Source organism: Microvirga sp. Mcv34 (assembly GCF_024519725.1).
GTDB lineage: Bacteria > Pseudomonadota > Alphaproteobacteria > Rhizobiales > Beijerinckiaceae > Microvirga.
In genome coordinates, this window is the sequence record NZ_JALJRK010000010.1 from 95,043 (window position 1) to 117,001 (window position 21,959).

Sequence of the window (21,959 nt, forward strand, 5' to 3'; positions counted from 1 at the left end):
ACAGTAAAGCGCGAAAGCGAGAATATTGTCAGAAATCACAGGACTATGTGCGAAACCTCTCACGGTAAGCGTACTCTTAGTTGCCGTAAGAACTTGTGGCTGCCACCTCTTGGCGAACCCATTGGGTTAAAGTTGCATATGAATACACAAAGCAACCGGTAATTGATCTTGCCCCAAATTCTTCGAGGGCAAGCATTACGCTGTGAACGACGTTCAGGACTTACTCCGCCGCCTCATGCATGGCGGCGCGCGACACCTGAGCCACGGCTTCCCGAAGAACCTGCAAATTCGCGCCCGGCTTGACGGCCTCGGTCGCCAGATGACGACGGTAGGCCCGTGCGCCGGGACGGCCTGTGAAGAGACCCAGCATGTGGCGGGTGATGCTGCTCAGGCGCTCGCCTCTGGCGAGCTGCATTGCGATATAAGGCTCATAAACCTCCACCGCCTCGAACCCGTCAGCCACCGGTGCGGCTTCGCCATGAAGCTCAGGATCGACGGCGAGCAGGATCTCGGGCTCATGATAGGCCACGCGGCCCAGCATCACGCCGTCCACGTGCTCCAGGTGCTCGTGAATCTCGGCCCAGGTCTTGACGCCGCCATTGATGGCGACGGGAAGATCCGGCCGAGCCTGCTTCAGGCGATAGACACGGTTGTAGTCGAGAGGCGGGATATCGCGGTTTTCCTTCGGCGACAGGCCCTTGAGCCAAGCCTTGCGGGCATGGACCGTCAGCTCGTCGCAGCCTGCCGCCACGACGCAATCGGTCAGGCGGTTCAGGGCTTCTTCCGTGTCCTGATCGTCGACGCCGATCCGGCACTTCACCGTCACCGGCAAGGCAACGGCTGCCTTCATGGCCGCCACGCACTCGCCCACCAGAACCGGCTCCTGCATTAGGCAGGCCCCGAAACGACCGTTCTGGACCCGGTCGGAGGGGCAGCCCACATTGAGGTTGATCTCGTCATAACCGAAATCGGCGCAGATCCTCGCGGCTAGCGCCAGATCCTCCGGGTCGGACCCGCCAAGCTGCACCGCCACCGGGTGCTCCACGTCGCTGAAGCCCAACAGCCGCTCGCGCGGGCCATGAATGACCGCCCCCGTGGTCACCATCTCCGTATAGAGCCGTGCCCGGCGCGACAGGACACGGTGAAACGCCCGACAATGCCGGTCGGTCCAATCCATCATGGGGGCAACGGTGAGAAACTTGTCCGTCATCGTCAGAAAAACTGCAGGTCCAGGGCTCAGGGAAGGCCCTTTCATATGGGTATGGCCGGAGCAAGGCAAATAAGGCGCTCCCGGACCGCTTCACTTTGATGCCACTAAGATGAATAAAAATTCACTTATGTATAATTTTGTCTCAACCTATTATCGGAACATCTGTCGCGAGCATTCGTTTCCATCGTCCAAGTTCTATGCCCAACATAGGAGCACTCGCGTGAAGAAGACACTTGGACTTTCCTGCGCCGCAGCTTTGTTCTTTGCCGTTCCCATGGCAAGCTATGCGCAATCTTCGAACACAAACACGAATTCGAACGGCGCTTCACAATATGCTCCTGGTCAGCAGGACCGCAGCACCATGACAGGACCCGGCGCATCGAGCGCTGCCCCTGGTCAGAAGATGCAGAACGACACCACCGGTTCCGTGAGCGGCTCCGGTGCCTCGGGCTACGCCCCCGGTCAGCAGAAGAAGCTGCCGACGGATTCGACCGGCACCTCGACGCAGCGCAAATAAACTGCCCCATGCGGAGAGGCGAGGCCTCTCCGCATCCTCATCCCGGGCAGATCTTCAGATCACCGCAGCCACCTTTGCGTCCAGCATCGACACCGCCGCCCGAGGCTCGAGCTTCACCTGCAGGCCTCGCTGCCCGCCATTCATGAACACCTCGGCGTGTTCCAGGGCGGATTGCTCCAGCACGGTCGGAACGCGCTTCTTCTGGCCGAACGGACTGATCCCACCGACATGGTAGCCGGTGATGCGCTCCGCATCGGCCGGCTTCATCATCTGGGCTGCCTTGCCGCCGAGAGCGGCGGCGAGCCTCTTCAGATTCACTTCCTGGTCCGAGGGCAGGATCACGCAGGCCGGCCTGTTGTCCACCAGCACCATCAGGGTTTTCAGCACCCGTCCGGGGTCCGCCCCCATGGCTTCGGCGGCCTGGAGCCCGATGCGTTCGGCATTCGGGTCGTAATCGTAAGCATGAACCGTGAAGGAGATGCCCGCCTGTTGCAGGGCTGCGGTCGCGCGGGTGGTCTTGGACATGGTCGTGACGCTTAAAGGCGATCAGTGCTCGTGCTTGTGATCATGGTGATGACCGCAGCCGCAGCCATGACCATGGTCGTGATCATGCGTGTGGCCATGCGCGTGATCGTGCCCATGGTCATGATGCTCGTGGCCATCGGTATGGGAATGAGCATGGGAGTGGGCGTGGCTATGGCTCTCGCTATGGCTATGGCTATGGCTGTGAGAGTGCCCGTGATCGTGATGCCCGTGGTCGTGATCGCACACATGGGCGCTGCGCTCCGGCTTGAACGGCCGCTCGACGGGCGTCGCCGTGCAGCCTTGCCCGCGCACCAGCTCGGCCACAACCGGGTTGTTCTCGACATAGAGAGCGTCCGCCGTGACCTCGACGAGGCCGTGGCTGCTGCCGAGGTGCCAGGCAAGGCGCGTCAGCCGCAAGGGGTTCTCCGCCTTCACCTCCAGCAGAGGCTCCGCCGCCGCCTTCACCTGGACGAGCTGCCCGTCCTCGAGGCGCAGGGCATCGCCGTCGTTGACGGTTGTTTCCATGTCGAGGTCGAGCAGGATTTCGGTCCCGCCCTCGGCCTTCAGCCTGCCCTGGCGGCGGTTGCGGGCGTTGTGGTCGAGGGTGATCGTGTCGACGACGCGCTCGGCCTTCACGGCGGGCTTGCGAACGATGGTGCTGACGCGGGGCATGGGCTTGTCTCGGGTAGGTGTCGGTGAAGGTTAGATAAGAAGGCGTAGCGCGGAACCTAGAGCGGCCGAGATCAATACCTGATCTTGTCTTCCTTGTCGGCCCAGGCGTCGAAGACGGCCCTGGCCTCCAGGCTCGGCAGGTGGTCCATCGGGAGGATGCGTTCGGCGATGGGCTTGGGGATCTCGTCGTAGATGAGACTGTCGTCGAAGCCGATCTCGGCCGCATCCTTCCGCGTATTGGCGAAGACGATCCGGCTCACCCGGGCCCAATAGGCCGAGGCGAGGCACATGGGGCACGGCTCGCAGCTCGTATAGAGCGTGGCGCCCTCCAGGGAGAAATTGCCGACTTCCTGGCAGGCGCGGCGTATGGCCGTGACCTCGGCATGGGCCGTGGGGTCGTTGGCGGACGTCACCTGGTTCCAGCCCTCGGCCAGAACCTTGCCGTCACGGACGATCACGGCGCCGAAGGGACCTCCGGCCCCCTCGTCCATGTGCTCGCGGGAGAGTTCGATGGCGCGCGCCAGATAGCGCTGGTCGTCGGTCTTCATGGTGCTCATGGACGCTTATGTATCGTTTGAGGCGGCGGGAGGCGAGAAATTTCCTTGGCCGCTCACTCGGCCTCCCCTCTCCCGCATCTGCAGCAGCTGCGCCGTCACCGAGGCGGCGATCACCGCCGGGTCCTTATCCGTGATGCCGGGGAGCCCAATGGGGCTGATGAGGGAGCGGATCGTCTCCTCCGGCAGGCCCAGCTCCCGGAAGCGCTTCTCGAAACGCGCCCGCTTCGTGGCGCTGCCGATGAGGCCGACATAGGGAAAGCCCCGCTTCAGGGCCGCCGCCGTGATCGCCATGTCGAGGGGGTGATCATGGGTCATGACCAGAATGAAGGAGCCCGGCTCGGCCTCCGCGATCTCGGCCTCCGGGTCCCGCATGTTGACGGCCTTCGCGTTTGCCGGAACGTGGGAGGGAAAGGCATCCTCCCGGTCGTCGAGCCAGCGAGTCGAGAACGGCAGGGGCGCGAGGGACAGGACGAGCGCACGCCCCACATGGCCTGCGCCGAAGATGAGGACGGGCGTGCGGACCTCGCCGTGGGTCTCACGCCAACCGGTCCATCGGTCGTCGCCGACGGCGGAGGAAATCTCGCGCCGCACGCGTCCCGCCTCCATCCGGCACTCGACCTCGAACAGCCCGCCCTCGGCTTCCGCCTCCACGAGGGGGGCGAGGTCTTCCAGGTCCCGCTTGTCGAAGGTCTCGACGAGGATCTTCACCCGCCCGCCGCAGCATTGACCGAGATCCGGCCCGAGCGCCTGATCGACGATGCGCGCCTGTCCTCGCCCCGCCGCAAGCATCTCGCGGGCGGTGTCGAGCATGCGGAATTCGAGCTGCCCTCCTCCGATGGTGCCGTGGAAGGCCCCATCTGGCCGCACGACCATATGGGCGCCGACCTCCCGGGGTGCCGAGCCTTTCACGTCATGCACGGTGATGAGGGCGGCGCTGCCGTGCCGCGCCACGAGGTCGGTGAGACGGCGCCAGACCTTCACCCCATCGGCCTCCCCCGCAGGCTCTCGCAGGCCCGCAGGATCGCCTCAGGCGTGGCCGGCGCATTGAGCGGCACGGGCTTCGACGGATCGACGGCATGGACCGCGTCGGCAAGGGCGCAGAACACGCTGTTGGCCAGCATGATCGGCGGCTCGCCCACGGCCTTGGAGCGGTAGATCGTCTCCTCGCGGTTCTCGTTGGGATAGAGCGCCACGCTGAAGTCGGCCGGCACGTCGGATGCCACCGGGATCTTGTAGGTGGAAGGCGCGTGCGTGAGCAGACGCCCGTCCTTGGCGAAGACCAGTTCTTCCGTGGTCAGCCAGCCCATGCCCTGCACGAACCCGCCTTCGATCTGGCCGATATCGATCGCCGGATTGAGGGAGCGCCCCACATCGTGGAGAATGTCGGCACGCAGCAGGCGGTTCTCGCCGGTGAGCGTGTCGACGATCACCTCCGAGCAGGCCGCCCCATAGGCGAAGTAGAAGAAGGGCCGACCCGTTGCCTTCGCCCGGTCCCAGGTGATCTTCGGCGTCTTGTAATGCCCGGCCTCGGACAGCGAGACGCGGGCGAGGATGCACTTCTTCACCAGCTCGTCGAAGGCGACGCTGTCGTTGCCGATGAAGACGCGGTCGTCGCGGAACACGATCTGCTCGTCCGGCACCCCATAGGCTTCTGCCGCGTAGTCGATCATCCGCTTCTTGATCGCGCCCGCCGCGACCCGCGCCGCCATGCCGTTGAGATCGGACCCGGAGGAGGCTGCCGTGGGCGAGGTGTTCGGCACCTTCGCGGTGGTCGTCGCGGTGATGCGTACCCGTTCCATGGCGATGCCGAATTCCTCGGCTACCACCTGCGCCACCTTGATGTAGAGCCCCTGCCCCATCTCGGTGCCGCCGTGGTTCAGGTGCACGGACCCGTCCTGATACACATGCACCAGGGCGCCCGCCTGATTCATGTGCGTGAGCGTGAAGCTGATGCCGAATTTCACCGGCGTCAGCGCCAGTCCGCGCTTCATGATCGGCGACGATGCGTTGAAGGCCGCAATCTCCTCGCGGCGCACGCGATAGTTCGACGTCTCTTCGAGCGTGCGCACGAGATTGATGAGCGTGTCGGTCTCCTCGACCTCCATGCCATAGGGCGTGACGTTCTCGCCCGGCCGGTAGAAATTGACGTAGCGCACGTCGAGCGGATCGCGCCCTGTCGCCCAGGCGATCTGGTCCATCACGTGCTCGATGGCCAGCATCCCCTGCGGGCCGCCGAAGCCGCGGAAGGCGGTGTTGGACACCGTGTTGGTCTTCAGCCGCTTCGAGGCGATGTGGACGGCCGGCATCCAATAGGCGTTGTCCGCGTGGAACATGGCCCTGTCGACGACGCCGCTGGAGAGATCCGCCGAATAGCCGCAGCGGGCCAGCAGATCGACCGCATAACCCTGGATGCGCCCGTCCTCGTCGAACCCGACCTGCCAGTCGCAGCGGAAATCGTGACGCTTGCCCGTGAGGACAAAATCGTCGTCCCGGTCGAGGCGCAGCTTGCAGGGCCTGCCCGTCACCCGGGCTGCGAGCGCGGCCGTGACGGCCCATTGCGTCGCCTGGCTTTCCTTCCCGCCGAAGCCGCCGCCCATGCGGCGCGTCTCGCAGGTCACATAGGCGTCGGGAATGTCGAGCACGCGGGCGACCACGTGCTGCACCTCTGTCGGATGCTGTGTCGAGGAATAGACATGGATGTCGCCATCCTCGCCCGGGATCGCCATGGCGATCTGGCCCTCGAGATAGAAGTGCTCCTGCCCGCCGACGCGGAATCGGCCCTCCAGCTTCCGTGGGGCGTGGGCAATCGCCGCATTCGGATCGCCGCGGCCGTAAGCGTAGTCGGGGAGCACGGTCTCACCGCGCTCCAGCGCATCCTCGACGGTGATGCTGGGCGCTTCCTCTTCGATGTCCATGACCGCCTTCGTAACGGCACGACGCGCCGCGTCGCGGCTCGTCGCAACGACGGCGAAAAGGGCCTGGCCGAGAAAGCTGATCTCGGTGTCGGCGAAGAGCGGATCGTCGCCGAAGGCGGGCGACACATCGTTCTTTCCAGGAATGTCGGCAGCGCTGAGAACGGCGACGACGCCGGGCATCGCGCGCACGGCCGACACGTCGAGAGAGACCAGCCGCCCCCGGGCCTTCGGCGATTGGCCGATGGCCACGTGCAGCGTGCCCTCGGGCTCGCGAATGTCGTCGATATACTGCGCCGATCCCTGGACATGCTTGATGCCGGAATCGTGGGCGACGGGCTGGCGGACGTGGCGAAGCGATTCCGCATCCATGGTCGGTTTGGCGGGTGAGTTCATGACCCTACTCCGCCGCCTGGAGGGCTTCGCGCCGTCCGATGATCCGAGTCGCCTGTGTTTCGCCCGATGCGGTTTCGCTCAGCGCCTTGAACACGAGGTTGCGCGCGACGGTCGCGCGGTAGGCGGACGAGGCCCGATGATCGTCGAGAGGCTGGTAGTCGATCGCAATCGCCGCCATGGCTTCGCCCCAGGACGACGGCTCGTCGAGCGACAGGCCGATCAGCGCCCGCTCCGTCTCGGCCGCGCGCTTGGGCGTTCCGGCCATGCCGCCGAAGGCGACGCGAGCCTCCGCGATGCGCCGCCCATCGAGCGTGAACCTGAAGACGCCGAGAACCGCCGAGATATCTTCGTCGAAGCGCTTCGAGATCTTGTAGGCGCGGAAAACCTCTTGGGCCTTCAGCTTCGGCACGCTCACCCGGCGAACGAACTCGCCCGGCTTCCGGTCCTGCCTGCGATAGGCAATGAAGAAGTCTTCGAGTGGGAGCGTGCGGGTGCCGTCGCCCTGTCGCAATTCCAATGCCGCGCCAAGAGCGATGAGGGCGGGCGCGAGGTCGCCGATAGGCGAGCCGTTGGCGATGCTGCCGCCGACTGTTCCAGAAGCGCGCACCTGCACCGAACCGAAGCGCCGCATGATCTCGCCGAGATCGGGATCGATCCGCGCGAGGGATGGATGGATTTCCGCGTGCGTCACCGTCGCGCCGATCCCGAGCCTGTCCGAGGAATCCTCGATCAGGTCGAGACCCGCCACGCGCCCGAGCCAGATGACCTTCTCGATCTCCATCATGGCCTTGGTGATCCAGAGGCCGACATCGGTGCAGCCGGCCACCAGGGTCGCATCGGGGTGTCGCGCATACAACGCCGCAAGCGAATCCGCGCTCGCAGGCGCGGCGAAGAAACAGGTCTCGTCGCCGATGAAGACATCGCGCCCATCGGCCAGACTCATGAGCCCCTGCGCGGTGTGCTCCCTGCTCTCGGAAAAGGAATCGCCGACATGGCGGCTGCAGGCCTGAAGCGCCGCGTCCACGATGGGACGGTAGCCCGTGCAGCGGCAGAGATTGCCGGCCAGAGCATCATTGACGCTCTCGCGGGTCAATGGCCGCTCACCTTCATGATAGAGGGTGAAGAGGCTCATCACGATGCCGGGCGTGCAGAACCCGCATTGCGATCCGTGATGGGCCACCATCGCGGACTGGACCGGGTGCAGGTCTCCGGTTGAGCTCAGATCTTCGACCGTGACGAGTTCCGCTCCGTCGATCTGGCCTAGCAGCAGGATGCAGGCATTGATGGGCTCGTAATGCACACGCCCGCCCCTCAATCGACCCAAGGCCACGGTGCAGGCACCGCAATCGCCTTCCGCGCAACCCTCCTTCGTGTCGACGCGACGCTCCTGAAGCCTCAAATAGTCCAGAAGCGTGGTGCGCGGGTGAAAGCCGGAAACCTCGACGGCCTGTCCGTTCCGCCAGAAGCGGATAGTGTCTCGTACCACAGTAATCCTCCGCCGGTTGCACCCGGCCTTGTTATGGTGAGCCGGGTCGAATGACGGAGCAAGGCCTTTTCGCCAAGGGCACACTCAAGCGAGACTGTCCGCCACCAGAACCGGCTTTTCCTGCCGTCGAGGTCTCCGCTTACCAGGTGCCGGTATTCGGCATGGATGCCCAGGGCTCCTGCACGGGCTTCGGCTCGCCGCGCTGCAGCAATTCGATCGAGATGTTGTCCGGAGTCTTGATGAAGGCCATGTTGCCGTCGCGTGGCGGACGGTTGATAGTGACGCCTGCCTCCATCAGCTTGCGGCAGGTCTCGTAGATGTCATCGACCCGGTAAGCGAGATGGCCGAAATTACGACCTCCGGTATATTCGTTCTCGTCCCAGTTGTAGGTGAGTTCCAGCAAGGGAGCCTTCGTGTCCTTGGACTTCTCCACATCGCCGGGAGCGGCCAGGAAAACGAGGGTGTAACGCCCCTTCTCGTTGTTCGTCCGGCGAACCTCGACCAGCCCGAACTTGTTGCAGAAGAAATCGAGGGATTCCTCGAGGTTCGAGACGCGAACCATCGTGTGCAGGTATTCCATGATCAGTTTCCCTATGGGTCGGGGATAGGTGATGGCGTATTTGCCGAGGAGATCAAGGGGTACCTTTTTCTTGCGCCGAAAAAGCCTTGGATTTGCTCAAGATCAGGTGACTTTTAACAATTGCTGCTCCAAGCAGGCTGGAGGCCCCTCCCCAAGGTCCTACTTTCGACGTAACACAGTTTCAGACGAGTATCTGATGCGCATCGACACAAACCCGATTGTTCGCCTTGAGGATTACCGACCCAGCGACTTCCTGATCGACAGCGTCGAGCTCGATGTCAGACTTCATCCCACGGAAACCCGGGTCATCGCCACCCTCGCCATGCGGCCCAACCCGGAGGGTCGTCCGGACGCGGCGCTCGCCCTCGATGGCGACGAGCTGAAGCTGAAGTCCGTGGCTCTGAACGGCCGCACCCTGGGGACCGAGGAGTTCGAAGCCTCGCCCCAGTCGCTGACCATCGCGCAGGCGCCCCGACAACCCTTTACCCTCACCATCGAGACCGAGATCAATCCGACCGCCAACACCAAGCTCATGGGCCTCTACCGGTCGAGCGGCAATTACTGCACGCAGTGCGAGGCGGAAGGCTTCAGGCGGATCACCTATTTCCTCGACCGGCCGGACGTTCTCAGCGTCTACACCACCCGCCTCGAAGCCGAGCGCGACGATGTTCCGGTTCTCCTGGGCAACGGCAATCCGGTCGAAAGCGGATCCGTGGACGGTTCCCACCGACATTATGCCGTGTGGCACGATCCTCACCCGAAGCCGTCCTATCTCTTCGCCCTCGTCGGCGGGCGCCTCGGCCGTATTGCCAAGACCTTCACGACCATGAGCGGGCGCGAGGTGGAGCTGGCGATCTATGTGGAACCCGGCAAGGAGGATCGCGCCGATTACGCCCTCGACGCCCTCGAACGCTCCATGTGCTGGGATGAGCGGGTCTTCGGCCGCGAATACGACCTGGACGTTTTCAACATCGTCGCCGTGTCCGACTTCAACATGGGCGCGATGGAGAACAAGGGTCTCAACATCTTCAACGACAAATACGTTCTCGCTTCCCCCGAGACCGCCACGGATATGGACTATGCCCATATCGAAGCGATCATCGCTCATGAGTACTTCCATAACTGGACCGGCAACCGCGTGACCTGCCGCGACTGGTTCCAGCTCTGCCTGAAGGAGGGCCTGACGGTCTTCCGCGATCAGGAATTCTCATCCGACGAACGCTCCCGCCCCGTTCACCGTATCGCCGAGGTGAAGACCTTGCGGGCGCGGCAGTTCCTGGAGGATTCGAGTCCCCTCGCCCACCCGGTGCGCCCGACCCAGTATCGGGAGATCAACAACTTCTACACCGCCACCGTCTACGAGAAGGGCGCCGAGATCGTGCGCATGCTCAAGACGATCATCGGCGAGGAGGATTTCCGGCGCGGCATGGATCTCTATTTCGAGCGCTGCGACGGTACGGCCGCTACTGTCGAGGACTTCCTCAATGCCTTCGCCGAAGTGACCGGCCGTGACCTGTCTCACTTCGCGCGCTGGTACGAACAATCCGGGACGCCGCGGGTCAAGGTGAAGGGGCATTACGATCCCGACGCGCGGACCTACCGCATCGATTTCACGCAGAGCACGCCTCCGACTCCCGGTCAGCCGAGGAAGGACGCCATGGCGATCCCGGTGGCGCTCGGCCTGGTCACGCATGATGGGTCGCTCCTGAACGCGACGTGCGAGCATGTGGACGCTCGGGGCGTCTTCCTGTTCGACAAGCCTGAACACAGCATCACCTTCACGGGCGTGACGTCCCTGCCGGTGCCATCGCTCTTCCGAGGGTTTTCGGCTCCGGTGAAGGTTTCGCTCGACCTGCCGAACGAGGAGCTGCTGGTCCTCCTCCGGCACGACACGGACGCCTTCAATCGCTGGCAGGCGGCACAGACCGTCGCCATGCGCCTTCTTGCCGCCCGCGCGAACGGCGCCGATGTCTCAGACGCGCCGATCGACGCCTTCACGGCGGCGCTTGCCTCCTTCATGGACAGGAACGCCTGTGAGGATCCGGCCTTCGCAGCGCTTGTCGTCACGCTGCCCAGCGAGGCGGATATCGCGCAGGAGATCGGCCAGAACGTGAACCCGGATGCCATTCATCAGGCCCGCACGGAGATGAGGCGGCGCATCGGCGTCAGTTGCGCCCAGCACCTGCGGCGCTTCTACGGGTCGTTGACCGATTCAGGAGCCTACAGCCCCGATGCGGCCAGCGCGGGGCGGCGCTCGCTGCGCAACGCGTCGCTCGATCTCCTTGCGGCCGCCGATCCAGGCGAAGGCGAAGCCCTCGCCGTGCGCCAGCTCGAATCCGCAAGCAACATGACCGACCGCCTCGCGTCCTTGAGCGTTCTGACCACCCTGCCGGGTGCGGTGCGCGAGGAAGCCATTGCCCGTTTCGGCGAACGCTATCGCAACGAGCCCCTCGTGCTCGACAAGTGGTTCACCCTGCAGGCCGCCATCCCGGAGGACGGCACCTTGGAGCGCGTCAAAGGCCTGATGCAGCATCCGGCATTCTCGATCACCAACCCCAACCGCGTGCGCGCGCTCATCGGAAGCTTCGCCATGCTGAATCAGGTTCAGTTCAATCGCGCGGACGGAGCCGGCTATCGCTTCCTGGCCTCGATCGTGCTGCGTACGGATGAGCTGAACCCACAGCTCGCGGCTCGTCTGCTGACCGCTTTCAGCACCTGGCGGATGATGGAAAGCACGCGCCGTTCACACGCCGAAGAAGCCCTTCGCTCCATCGCTCAAAAGCCCAATCTTTCCCGGGACGTAGGTGATATCGTGAGTCGTTCGCTCGAAGAGAACCAGGGCAAATAAGCTATATGTTCTAGTAGGTTAGCGGGTTGTCCAAGATTTCCCCAGGGGAATGCGAAATGGGAAAATTTTTATTAACCTTCGGGTTCTACTAACTAGACAAATCACCCGCTCAAGATTCTATTGTTAGTGATTCGGAGAGATGCGGCACGTCCTCCGAAACAGGACGTAAATGGTTCCGGAGGAAGCATCGCATGGCGGGGGCGGTGACCGCATGCGTACCCGCACGCGCGGGTACGATTCTAGGAGTGACGCGTTCGGATGCGAATCCGGCCTATCGTCGGCTCGAGCAATATGAGCCTCTGCTGAGGCTCGCAGTCCCGGCTCTCCTTGTTCTTTTCCTGATCACCCTCGCAGGCAGCGCCTGGATCCAGATCCGCGACGGCCGCAAGGACACCCTCTTCGACGCCATCAACGACATCGACATCATCGCGTCCCTCTCGGCCGCGAAGCTCGGCGCCGCTCGTGCGCCGACAGACCGCACTCAGGCATTGGCTCAGCTCGAGCGCCTGGCGAAGGACATGCCGCCGAGCGCCCTGACGCAGAACCGCTCGCTCCTGCTTGTGGACCAAGCCGGCCTTATTCTCGCTGTCTATCCGCCCATGGACGAAGCACCGGCGAAGCTGACGGACATCCTGGGAGAAGCGCAGCCCCTGATGCTGTTCGCGGACCGCGCCGGCGTGATGACGATCAAGCTTCCTGGCGGCACCGAGGGCATGGCAACGGTCCGTGCGCTTCACGCGTCTTCCGGACAGATCGCGCTCGTGCAGCCGATGCCGCACATTCTCTCCGGTTGGTGGACGCGCACCATCGGCCATGTCTCGCTGCTCGGCGCCACCATCGTGGTCCTGCTCGGCATCGGCGTGGCCTATGTGATGCAGGCGAACCGCGCCCGCGCCGCCGACGAGGTTTGCGAGAAGGTGCGCGACAGGATCGATTCCGCGCTCAACCGCGGACGCTGCGGGCTGTGGGACTGGGATATCGGCCGCGGGCGCATCTATTGGTCCGACTCGATGTACGAGCTCCTGGGATACGAGCGCCAGGACGAGTTCCTTTCCTTCGGCGAAGTGAACACCATGATCCATCCCGAGGATCAGGACCTTTTCACGCTGGCCGAGCAGCTCGCCTCCGCCAGCACCTCGCTCGTGGACTACGAGTTCCGCATCCGCAGCATCTCGGGTGACTGGGTGTGGCTGCGCGCCCGCGCCGAGCTGATGAACGATCCGGACGACGCGGCGAGCCATCTCGTCGGCATCGCCGTCGACGTGACCGAGCAGCGCGGCCTGGAAGAGAAGACCGCGAAGGCGGATGCCCGCCTGCACGACGCGATCGAGGCCATCTCGGAGGCCTTCGTGCTGTGGGATGCGAACAACAACCTCGTGCTCTGCAACTCGAAATTCCAGAAGCTGCACGAGCTGCCCGCGGATGCGCAGCTCCAGGGCAAGTCCTACGCGGAAGTGATGGCGCTCGGTCGTCCGCCGGAAGTGCAGCATCAGTTCCTGCGTCGCGAGCAGCAGGATGTCGGCGCGCGCACCTTCGAGGCGCGCCTGCAAGATGGCCGCTGGCTGCAGATCAACGAGCGACGCACCAAGGACGGCGGCTACGTGTCGGTCGGCACGGACATCACCGCGCTCAAGCGCCACGAGCACCGCCTCGTCGAGTCCGAGAAGGAACTCATCGCGACCGTTCTCGACCTCAAGCAGTCGCGCCAGAAGCTCGAGGCGCAGACCCACCAGCTTGCCGATCTCGCTGAACGCTATCTCGACCAGAAAGCGCAGGCCGAGAGCGCCAACCGGGCGAAGTCCGAATTCCTCGCCAATATGAGCCATGAGCTGCGCACGCCGCTCAACGCCATCATCGGTTTCGCGGAAGTCATGCAGAGCGGCATCTTCGGCTCGCTCGGCTCCGAAAAGTACGAGGAATACTGCTCCGACATCCGCTCGAGCGGCGAATATCTCCTGTCGGTGATCAACGACATTCTCGACATGTCGCGCATCGAGGCGGGCCGCACGTCGCTCACCAAGCAGCCGATCGAGGTCCACGCGTCGATCCAGCGTGCCCTCAAGCTCGTGGGCGAGCAGACCAAGGCCAAGAATCTCTCGGTCACGGTCGACGTGAACCCCGACGACATCATCGTTCCGGCGGACGAGCGCGCGCTGCACCAGATCCTCGTCAACCTGCTCCAGAACGCCACGAAGTTCACGAGCGACGGCGGCTGCATCACCGTGCGAACCCGCCAGGCCGGCAACGCGGTCAACATCTACGTGGAAGACAACGGCATCGGCATTCCCGATCACGCCTTGCACAAGCTCGGACAGCCGTTCGAGCAGGTCGAGACCGAGTTCTCGAAAAGCTACAAGGGTTCGGGCCTGGGCCTCGCCATCGCCCGCTCCCTCGCCGAGCTCCATGGCGGCAGCCTGCGCATCAGGAGCCAGGAAGGCGTCGGCACCATCGTGCTCGTCCACCTGCCGCTCACGGAGGCCACGAACGCGGATATCGCGCTGGCCGATGCGGCCGCGTAAATTCCGGCAGAGATCCGACCGGCAAGAGGCGCCGAGGACGAGATCCTACTTCAGCACTGTCCGGTAGATCTCCGTCACCTGCCGATACGTATCGGTGAGATGCGACAGCAGCACGGTCTCGTTCGGCAGGCCCGCCACTGTCGATAGTCTCTTCAGGATCGGCTTGGGCGCCGTTTCGGCATCGAAGCGACCTTCGATGGTCAGACGCTGCCACTGGAAAACGTCGTTGAAGAGCTTATGCGCGTCGATCAGCGACCGCGCAGCCTCGGCCCCCAGCAAGCCTTCGGCCTGCGCCTTGGCGAAGGCTCCCTCGGCGGCCTGTCCGATGAGGGACGGGTGCGCGCCGCCATGGGCCAGCACCAGAGCCTGTGCGATGAAGTCGAGATCGGTGAGGCCGCCGCGGGCGAGCTTCAGGTCCCAAGGATCGCTGTCGCCCTTCTCCTGCGCGATCAGCTCGCGCATGGTGCGCACGTCCTTGAACACTGTCTTCGCGTCGCGCTTGGCGGTGAGAATGCCCTTCACGGCCTCGGAGACCTCGGCGCCGAAGGCCTCGTCGCCGGCCAGAACGCGAGCGCGCGTGAGCGCCATGTGCTCCCAGAGATCGGCTTCAGTCTTCTGATAATTCAAGAAGCCCTTGAACTGCGAAGCGACTGGTCCCTTCCCGCCCTGCGGGCGCAGGCGCAGATCCACCTCGTAGAGCAGGCCGCGCCGTGTCGGCACGGTGAGAGCGGAGACGAGACGCTGTGTGAGACGGGTGTGGTAGACGACCGCATCGAGGCTGCGCGGGCCGGTGCTCTCGCGAGCATTCTCGTCGAAATCGTAGATCACCACGAGGTCGAGGTCGGAGCCCGCGGTGAGTTCGCGGCTGCCGAGCCGCCCGAGGCCGAGGACCGCAACCCTGGCGCCCGGCACCGTGCCATGCTCGCTCTCGAAAGCCCGGCGGACCTCTTCGAAGGAGGCACGGATGACCGCGCGGGCGATCGCCGCGTAAGCCTCGCCCGCTTGAGCGGGAGACAGGACCCCGGAAAGAAGCCTTGCGCCGGTCACGAACCGCATCTGTCGCGCCGCATCGCGGATGCGATCCAGGAAATCTTCGAAATCGCGCGCCGGACCGATGAGCTGCCTGACCTGACCTTCGATGGCTTCATCGTCCGTGGTGGGAGTTCCGAAGGCGGGATCGATCAGCGCGTCGAGCACGTGCGGCGATTGCGCGACCGTGTCGGCGAGGCGCGGTGCTGTGCCGAGGAGATCCGCGAAGAGAAGCCGCAGGCGGTCGTGCGATTGCAGGATCGTGAGAAGTTCGACGGCGGCCGGCATGCGGCCGAAGGCGCGGTCGAGGGCCGCGAGGGCTCCGTCCGGATCGGCGGTGCCGCCGAGCGCGGAGAGCAAGGCGGGTGTGAGTTCGGTCAACACTTCGCGGGCGCGCGCGCTCTGGATCGCGGGCCGGCGGCCGAAATGCCAGCCGCGCACCGTTTCGGCCGCACGCTCGGGCTCACGGAAACCCATGCGCTGAAGCGTGGAAAGAGTCTCGGGATCGTCGCCCGTTCCCGTGAAGACGAGACTGCCCACGTCGGAGGCGAGTTCCGGCCCCTCCTCGAAGAGCAGCGCGTAATGGCCCTGCACGATCCTGGCCTGATCCGTCAGCGCCTTGGCGAAAGCCTTCAGAGTGGGATAGCCGCAGAACTTGGCGAAATTCTTGAGCTGCTCCTCGTCTGACGGCAGGCGCTGGGTCTGCTCGTCCGCCACCATCTGCAGCCGGTGCTCGATGGTGCGAAGGAAGCGATAGGCGTCGGAAAGCTCGTCGCGCGCCGTCGCTGTGATCCAGCCCTCGTCGTGCAGGGCCTTGAGCATGTCGAGGGTGCGGCGGCCCCGCAAGTTCGGGCGGCGTCCTCCGAAGACCAGCTGCTGCGTCTGCACGAAGAACTCGATCTCGCGGATGCCGCCGCGTCCGAGCTTGATGTCATGGCCGGCGACTGCGATCTCGTCATGGCCTCGCACCGCATGGATCTGCCGCTTCATGGCATGCACGTCGGCGATGGAGGCGAAGTCGAAATACTTGCGCCAGATGAAGGGGCGAAGCTCCTTCAGAAACGCTTCGCCGAGGGCGAGATCGCCTGCCACCGGCCGCGCCTTGATGAAGGCTGCGCGCTCCCAGTTCTGCCCGACCGTCTCGTAATAGACATAGGCCGACGACAGCGACACGGCCGTCGGTGTCGAGCCCGGATCGGGACGCAGGCGGTAGTCGACGCGATGCACGTATCCATCGGCCGTGCGCTCCTGCAGGAGCTTGGCGAGCTGCTGGGCGATCCGCGTATAGATGGTCGCCGCCTCGGAATTGTCCTTCAGGGCGGCCGTTTCGGGATCGAAGAAGATGACGAGGTCGATGTCGCTGGAATAGTTGAGCTCACCCGCCCCATGCTTGCCGAGCGCCAGCACGGTGAAGCCGGAACCCTCGCCCGGGGCGTCGGGGTTCCTGAGGTTGATGCGGCCGAGATCGGCCGTCTCGGTCAGCACCAGGTTCACGCCGCCGGCCACGGAGGCATCGGCGAAATCCGAGAGAGCCTGCGTGACTTCTTCGGTGCCCCAGACGCCCCCGATATCGGCGAGCGCCACGAGAAGCGCATGGGCATTGCGGTTCTGCCGAAAGGCACGCACCGCATCCACCCGCGTCATCGCGCCGGAGCGCACCTCCTGGAAGAGATGGGACTGGCTGTCGACGATGGCGCGATGCGAATCTTCCGGCGGCGCGAAGGCGAGCCTCGCCATCCTGGCCGGATCGTTGAGAACAAGCTGCCAGAGGAAGGGAGAATGATCGGACAGTCCCAGGAGAAGATCGCGAAACGTTCCGCCGTCGAGGTGTTTCAGCAGCTCCCCGGCCTCGGGCTCATCGCGGATGCGCTTGACGAAATCCGACAACTGCGCCTTTGCGCGCTTGGTGTCCGCAACCAAAGGAGCCTTGGTCAGGCGATTGAGAAGTGAATTCGTCTGGTCCTGCACGGCCGATCCACCGGGTTCTGCGATTGGCCTTGAGTGTTCACGCCGGGACGCCGGAGGCAACAGAAAAGTGCCGGTATGACCCGGCTCGACGGGTCAGGCGGCGGATTGCAGAGGAGCCTGCGGCAGCTCGATGGCCTTCAGGGGCAAGGCCAGGACAACCCGCAAGCCGGGTTCGTTGTCCTCCAGCAGCAGGCTCCCGCCATGCAGCCGGGCCACGGCGGCGGCGAGGCTGAGACCGAGGCCGAAACCGGGACGCGAGCGCGCCGTCTCCAGGCGAACGAACCGCTCCAGGACGCGACCGCGCTCCGCCTCCGGGATGCCGGGGCCGCGATCGGCCACGACAATCCGCACCTCGCCGCCATTCCGCTGGGCCGACACGCTGATCGCCTGGGGTGCACCGGTCGAGGCACCGTATTTCAGCGCATTGTCGAGAAGGTTTGCCATGGCCTGGCCCAGAAGCTCACGGCTGCCATGGATCGGCAGATCGTCCTCCACGGAAACATCGAGCGACACGCCGGCCTCCTCGGCCAGGGCATCGTAGAGTTCCGCTACGTCCCGCACCGCCTCGGCGGCATCGAAATCCGCCAGCGCGTCGCGGGCATTGCCGGCCTCCAGGCGGGCGATCATGAGCAGCGCATTGAAGATGCGGATCAGGTTGTCGCTTTCCTCGATGGTCGCTTCGAGAGCCGATTTCAGCTCGTCGGGCGTGCTGGCCGTGCGCAGGGCCTCGTCCGCCTTGTTGCGCAGGCGCGTGAGAGGTGTCTTGAGGTCGTGGGCGATGTTGTCCGAAACCTCCTGCATGCCGCGCATCAATTCGCCCATGCGATCCAGCATGTCGTTGAGGTTCTGGGCGAGCCGATCGAGCTCGTCGCCGGTTCCCGCGATCGTCAGCCGCCCTCCCAGGTCGCCCGCCATGATGTGGCGCGTGATCTCCGTCATGTCGTCGACGCGTTTCAGGACGCGCCTCGTGATGAACCAGCCGCCGACGCAGCCGAGCACGACGATGAAGAGCAGCGAGTACCCGAAGGCGCGGTAGATGACTTCCTGAAGGCGCCTGCTCTCCTCGATGTCCCGACCCACGAGGAGCCTGAACCCACCGGGAAGAAGGTAGACGCGTACGATGGCCATGTCGGGCCGCGCTTCGGTTTCGTCCGTGCGGTTGTAGAGCGTCTCGAACTGCCCCGTGCGGCCGATGACGCCCGGTGGCAGGGCACCCACATTGCCCGCGACCCGCTCGCCGGCCTCTGTCGTGACGAGATACAGCATGGCGCCTGGAGCCCGCGAGCGCCGCTCGACGATGTTCACGAGACGGCGCAGGCCGCCGAACCGATACTGGTCGGAGAGGCTGTTGATCTCGCTCTCGATGGTGGACACGAACTGATTGGTAAGCAGTCGCTGGGCGTTCCAGGCCACATAGCCGAGGCCCACGAAGGCGAAGATCGTGAAGATGAGCAGATAGGCCAGGGACAGCTTGAAGGCGGTCGTCCGGACGAGCTTGCCGAGGGCGGACATGGACGCGTTCATCGCCGCACGCTCATTCCTCGTCGCCCTCCTGGCCGACGCGCACCATGTAGCCGGCACCCCGGATGGTGTGGATCAGCGGCTTGTCGAAGCCCTTGTCGATCTTGGCGCGCAGCCGCGACACGTGAACGTCGATCACGTTCGTCTGCGGGTCGAAATGGTAATCCCACACATGCTCCAGCAGCATGGTGCGGGTGACCACCTGATTGGCGTTCTTCATCAGGTATTCGAGCAGCCGGAACTCGCGCGGCTGCAGCACGATCTCCTGTCCCGAGCGCGTCACGCGGTGCGACAGGCGGTCGAGTTCGAGATCGGCGATGCGATAAACCGTCGGCTCGGTAGTGGGCGTGGAGGCCCGGCGGCGCGAGAGCACCTCGACGCGGGCCAGAAGCTCGGAAAAGGCGTAGGGCTTGGGAAGATAATCGTCACCGCCCGCGCGCAGGCCCTTCACGCGATCATCGACCTGTCCGAGAGCGGACAGAATGAGGACCGGCGTCTCGACCCGCTGCTCGCGCAGGGATCGGATCAGGGAGAGGCCGTCGAGCTTGGGCAGCATGCGGTCGACCACGAGCACGTCGTAATCCCCCTCCTCGGCCAAGGCATAACCGTCCAGTCCGTCGGCGGCATGATCCGCCACATGGCCCGCTTCGCGAAACGCCTTCACGAGGTAGGAGGCCGCCTCTTTGTCGTCCTCGATGATGAGAATCCGCATGAGCCTCCTCGTCACGCAAAAAACGCCCGACGGCAGGCCGGCCTTGGAGGGGAAGGGGCCGACCTGCCGTGGGCAGAAGACACCAGGTGCGGGGGGCGATCAACTACAAAGCCCGGTGCCTTTTACTCTTGATGTGGATCAGGCCTTCGGCTGGCTCCCGACCTCAAGGGTCACGGTCCGCTCCTTGCCCTGACGCCAGAGCGTGAGCGACACGGACTTGCCGGGGGCCACGTTCGCGATCTTACGCGACAGGTCCTTGGCCTCCTTGATCGGCTCGCCGTCGACCGCGACGATCGTGTCACCGGTCTGGACGCCTGCCTTTGCGGCAGGGCTGTCCTTCAGGGCCTCGGCCACGAGGGCGCCCTTGGGCTCCTTGAGGCCGATGGCTTCGGCGATCTCCTTCGTCACCGGCTGCATCTGCACACCGATGAAGCCACGGGTCACGGAGCCCTTGTCCTTGAGCGAAGCGACGACCTGCTCCACGGTGCTCGCCGGGATGGCGAAGGCGATGCCGACGCTGCCGCCGGACGGCGAGTAGATCGCCGTGTTCACGCCCACGACCTCGCCCGAGAGGTTGAAGGTCGGGCCGCCAGAGTTGCCCTTGTTCACGGGCGCGTCGATCTGGATAAAGTCGTCGTAGGGGCCAGAGCCGATGTCGCGGTGCTGGGCCGAGACGATGCCGGCCGTCACGGTGCCGCCGAGGCCGAACGGATTGCCGACGGCCAGGACCCAATCGCCGATGCGGGCCTTCTGCGGGGCGAGGCGCACATAGGGGAAGTCGTTGCCGTCGACCTTCAGCAGCGCGAGGTCCGTCTTGGGATCGGTGCCGATCACCTTGGCGCTCAGCTCCTTGCCGTCATCCATGGTCACGGTGACCTGGGAGCCGTTCTCGACCACGTGATTGTTCGTCACGACGTAACCGTCAGCCGAGATGAAGAAGCCGGAGCCGAGGGCCTGGCCGAACTGGCGCGGGCGCTGCTGGCGCTCGCCCCGGCCGGGCATCTGCTGATCGCGGAACTGGCGGAAGAAGCGCTCCATCGGGCTGCCGGGCGGAAAGTCGGGCATCGAAAACTGCTGACCGTCCTCGTCGTCGCCCTGAGCGGACACGTTCTGCACCTTGACCTTCACGGCCACGACGGCCGGCTTCACCCGGTCGATCATATCGGCGAAGGACGGCATGCCCTGCATCGGCTGCGACATGGAGCGCAGCTCGGCGTGCGCGGGATTGGGAGCAACCAGACCGCTTTCGACGCCGCCGCCCACGATGATCGCGGCCACGGCCACTGCGCCGAGCCACTTTGCGGTGCGCTTGCGGGCGGGGGTGGAAACCTTGTCCAACATGTCTTGTCTCTCCTCGAAGAACGCTTGCTGGTTCGTCATGGGAGCAAGATGGGGGTTCGAGCCTTACGGTACTCTCACCCGTAGATGAATTGTTGGTAAGGTTTCGGGAGGGGCCGCCAGGCGGCTTCAGCGTCTCTGGCGCGCATGAGGCTTGGCTTTCCTGGTTCTGGCCTTCGCGGCCTTGACCGCCTTCGTGCGGGATGGTTTTACCCGCCCTGCCTCATGTCGGGGCTTCTCGAGGCTCGACGCGGCAGCAAGATGTCCGCCGCTGGCCGTCGCATCATCGAGCACCCTTCGCGGGGGAGGAGGAGCGTAGCTGCTCGCCACCACGGTTCGGTCGATGCATTGCGTCACATAGTCCGCGCGGCGCTGGACGATGCGGCGGTAATCGTCGACCTTGATCTTGCCCTTGGGCACGATGCGGCTTCTCGCCTCGACGCGGCAAGCCTCGCGTCTGTCGGCGAGATTCTCGCTCGATCGGACGGCGGAAGGCAGAGCAAGGAGGATCAGACACAATCCATAGGCCGCAAGCTTCACGACCGGACCTTTCGCGGGAAATATCGGGAGATGTGAAAGCCCGATATCAGCCGCTGCCCAGCTTGGCACCGCGACACAATGGCATGATCAACAGAAAGGAACGGACGTGCTTAACGCGAGGAATGCGGCCCTGCTCGCCATGCTCCGTCGTCAAGCGCTCTGATCGCGTTTGAGCAGATCGTCCAGCGCCTTCTGCTCCTCGGCATCGAGCGCGGTGGCGACACGGGGGCGGCGGCGCATGGCCGCGTAGGCGCCGATGCCGCCGAGGACCAGGACGAGCGTGGGCGTCAGCCAGAGCAGCAGGGTATGGGCGCCGAAGGTGGGCTTCAGCAGCACGAACTCGCCGTAGCGCTGCACGAGGAAGTCGCGCACCTGGCCGTCCGTGTCCCCCGCGACCAGACGCTCGCGCACCAGGATCCGTAGGTCCTTGGCGAGCTGCGCATCGGAATCGTCGATGGACTGGTTCTGGCAGACGAGGCAACGCAGGCCCGACGAGATCTCGCGGGCGCGCTTTTCCAACCCCGGATCCTTGAGAACTTCGTCGGGCTGCACGGCGAAGACCGAGCCGCTGAACAGGAGGGCTGCCAATAAGGCGAGAACGAAGCGCATCGCCTACTCCGCGGGCACGG

The 21,959-nt window shown here is 64.6% G+C and carries 17 protein-coding genes; 3 read left to right on the forward strand and 14 right to left on the reverse strand.

The features are described from left to right. Positions 1-220 precede the first annotated feature (220 nt). The gene (gene dusA / locus OC446_RS08520; RefSeq protein ID WP_262028610.1) at positions 221-1,210 is read right to left on the reverse strand and encodes a tRNA dihydrouridine(20/20a) synthase DusA; all 990 of its coding nucleotides are present in this window, start codon (positions 1,208-1,210) and stop codon (positions 221-223) included. Between the two features lie 220 nt (positions 1,211-1,430). Between dusA and OC446_RS08525 the strand changes: the two genes are divergently transcribed. Next, complete coding sequence (locus tag OC446_RS08525) at positions 1,431-1,727, forward strand: hypothetical protein (RefSeq protein WP_262028611.1); 297 nt, start codon at positions 1,431-1,433, stop codon at positions 1,725-1,727. A 54-nt stretch (positions 1,728-1,781) separates the two neighbouring features. Here the strand turns inward: OC446_RS08525 and ybaK are convergent, their stop codons facing one another. The 7 genes from ybaK to OC446_RS08560 all read right to left on the reverse strand — a co-directional run bounded on the left by ybaK (position 1,782) and on the right by OC446_RS08560 (position 8,855). Next, positions 1,782-2,252, reverse strand: coding sequence for a Cys-tRNA(Pro) deacylase (gene ybaK, locus OC446_RS08530; RefSeq protein ID WP_262028612.1), 471 nt, complete (start codon positions 2,250-2,252; stop codon positions 1,782-1,784). Positions 2,253-2,273: 21 nt separating this feature from the next. Then, positions 2,274-2,924, reverse strand: a complete 651-nt coding sequence (locus tag OC446_RS08535) for an urease accessory protein UreE (protein WP_262028613.1) — start codon at positions 2,922-2,924, stop codon at positions 2,274-2,276. 71 nt (positions 2,925-2,995) lie between these two features. After that, complete coding sequence (locus OC446_RS08540; protein ID WP_315986488.1) at positions 2,996-3,481, reverse strand: nucleoside deaminase; 486 nt, start codon at positions 3,479-3,481, stop codon at positions 2,996-2,998. 6 nt (positions 3,482-3,487) lie between these two features. Continuing rightward, positions 3,488-4,462, reverse strand: coding sequence for a xanthine dehydrogenase accessory protein XdhC (xdhC, locus tag OC446_RS08545; RefSeq protein WP_262028614.1), 975 nt, complete (start codon positions 4,460-4,462; stop codon positions 3,488-3,490). Beyond that, on the reverse strand, positions 4,459-6,789 hold the full coding sequence (xdhB, locus tag OC446_RS08550) for a xanthine dehydrogenase molybdopterin binding subunit (RefSeq protein WP_262028615.1): 2,331 nt from the start codon (positions 6,787-6,789) through the stop codon (positions 4,459-4,461). The genes xdhC and xdhB overlap by 4 nt, the downstream gene beginning before the upstream one ends. A 4-nt stretch (positions 6,790-6,793) precedes the next feature. Beyond that, the gene (xdhA, locus tag OC446_RS08555) at positions 6,794-8,275 is read right to left on the reverse strand and encodes a xanthine dehydrogenase small subunit (protein ID WP_262028616.1); all 1,482 of its coding nucleotides are present in this window, start codon (positions 8,273-8,275) and stop codon (positions 6,794-6,796) included. A gap of 139 nt (positions 8,276-8,414) precedes the next feature. Then, positions 8,415-8,855 carry a VOC family protein gene (locus tag OC446_RS08560; protein WP_262028617.1) on the reverse strand — a complete coding sequence of 147 codons (441 nt, stop codon included), beginning with the start codon at positions 8,853-8,855 and terminating at the stop codon, positions 8,415-8,417. Positions 8,856-9,051: 196 nt separating this feature from the next. On the opposite strand from OC446_RS08560, the gene pepN reads away from it, so the two are divergent. Both pepN and OC446_RS08570 read left to right on the forward strand, forming a co-directional pair. Further along, positions 9,052-11,703, forward strand: a complete 2,652-nt coding sequence (pepN, locus tag OC446_RS08565; RefSeq protein ID WP_262028618.1) for an aminopeptidase N — start codon at positions 9,052-9,054, stop codon at positions 11,701-11,703. Between the two features lie 245 nt (positions 11,704-11,948). Beyond that, a complete protein-coding gene (locus OC446_RS08570) occupies positions 11,949-14,222 on the forward strand; it encodes a PAS domain-containing sensor histidine kinase (protein ID WP_262028619.1) in 2,274 nt (757 codons plus the stop codon). Positions 14,223-14,267: 45 nt separating this feature from the next. Here OC446_RS08570 and OC446_RS08575 read toward each other — a convergent pair whose 3' ends face one another. The 6 genes from OC446_RS08575 to OC446_RS08600 form a co-directional block, all read right to left on the reverse strand. After that, positions 14,268-17,219, reverse strand: coding sequence for a bifunctional [glutamine synthetase] adenylyltransferase/[glutamine synthetase]-adenylyl-L-tyrosine phosphorylase (locus tag OC446_RS08575; protein WP_262028620.1), 2,952 nt, complete (start codon positions 17,217-17,219; stop codon positions 14,268-14,270). 93 nt (positions 17,220-17,312) lie between these two features. Continuing rightward, positions 17,313-18,743, reverse strand: a complete 1,431-nt coding sequence (locus OC446_RS08580; RefSeq protein WP_262028621.1) for a HAMP domain-containing histidine kinase — start codon at positions 18,741-18,743, stop codon at positions 17,313-17,315. Between the two features lie 10 nt (positions 18,744-18,753). Continuing rightward, the gene (locus OC446_RS08585; RefSeq protein ID WP_262028622.1) at positions 18,754-19,452 is read right to left on the reverse strand and encodes a response regulator transcription factor; all 699 of its coding nucleotides are present in this window, start codon (positions 19,450-19,452) and stop codon (positions 18,754-18,756) included. Positions 19,453-19,590: 138 nt separating this feature from the next. Further along, complete coding sequence (locus tag OC446_RS08590) at positions 19,591-20,793, reverse strand: S1C family serine protease (RefSeq protein WP_410055035.1); 1,203 nt, start codon at positions 20,791-20,793, stop codon at positions 19,591-19,593. 126 nt (positions 20,794-20,919) lie between these two features. Continuing rightward, positions 20,920-21,330 carry a hypothetical protein gene (locus OC446_RS08595; RefSeq protein ID WP_262028623.1) on the reverse strand — a complete coding sequence of 137 codons (411 nt, stop codon included), beginning with the start codon at positions 21,328-21,330 and terminating at the stop codon, positions 20,920-20,922. A gap of 150 nt (positions 21,331-21,480) precedes the next feature. Continuing rightward, complete coding sequence (locus tag OC446_RS08600; RefSeq protein WP_262028624.1) at positions 21,481-21,939, reverse strand: cytochrome c-type biogenesis protein CcmH; 459 nt, start codon at positions 21,937-21,939, stop codon at positions 21,481-21,483. Between the last annotated feature and the right edge of the window lie 20 nt (positions 21,940-21,959).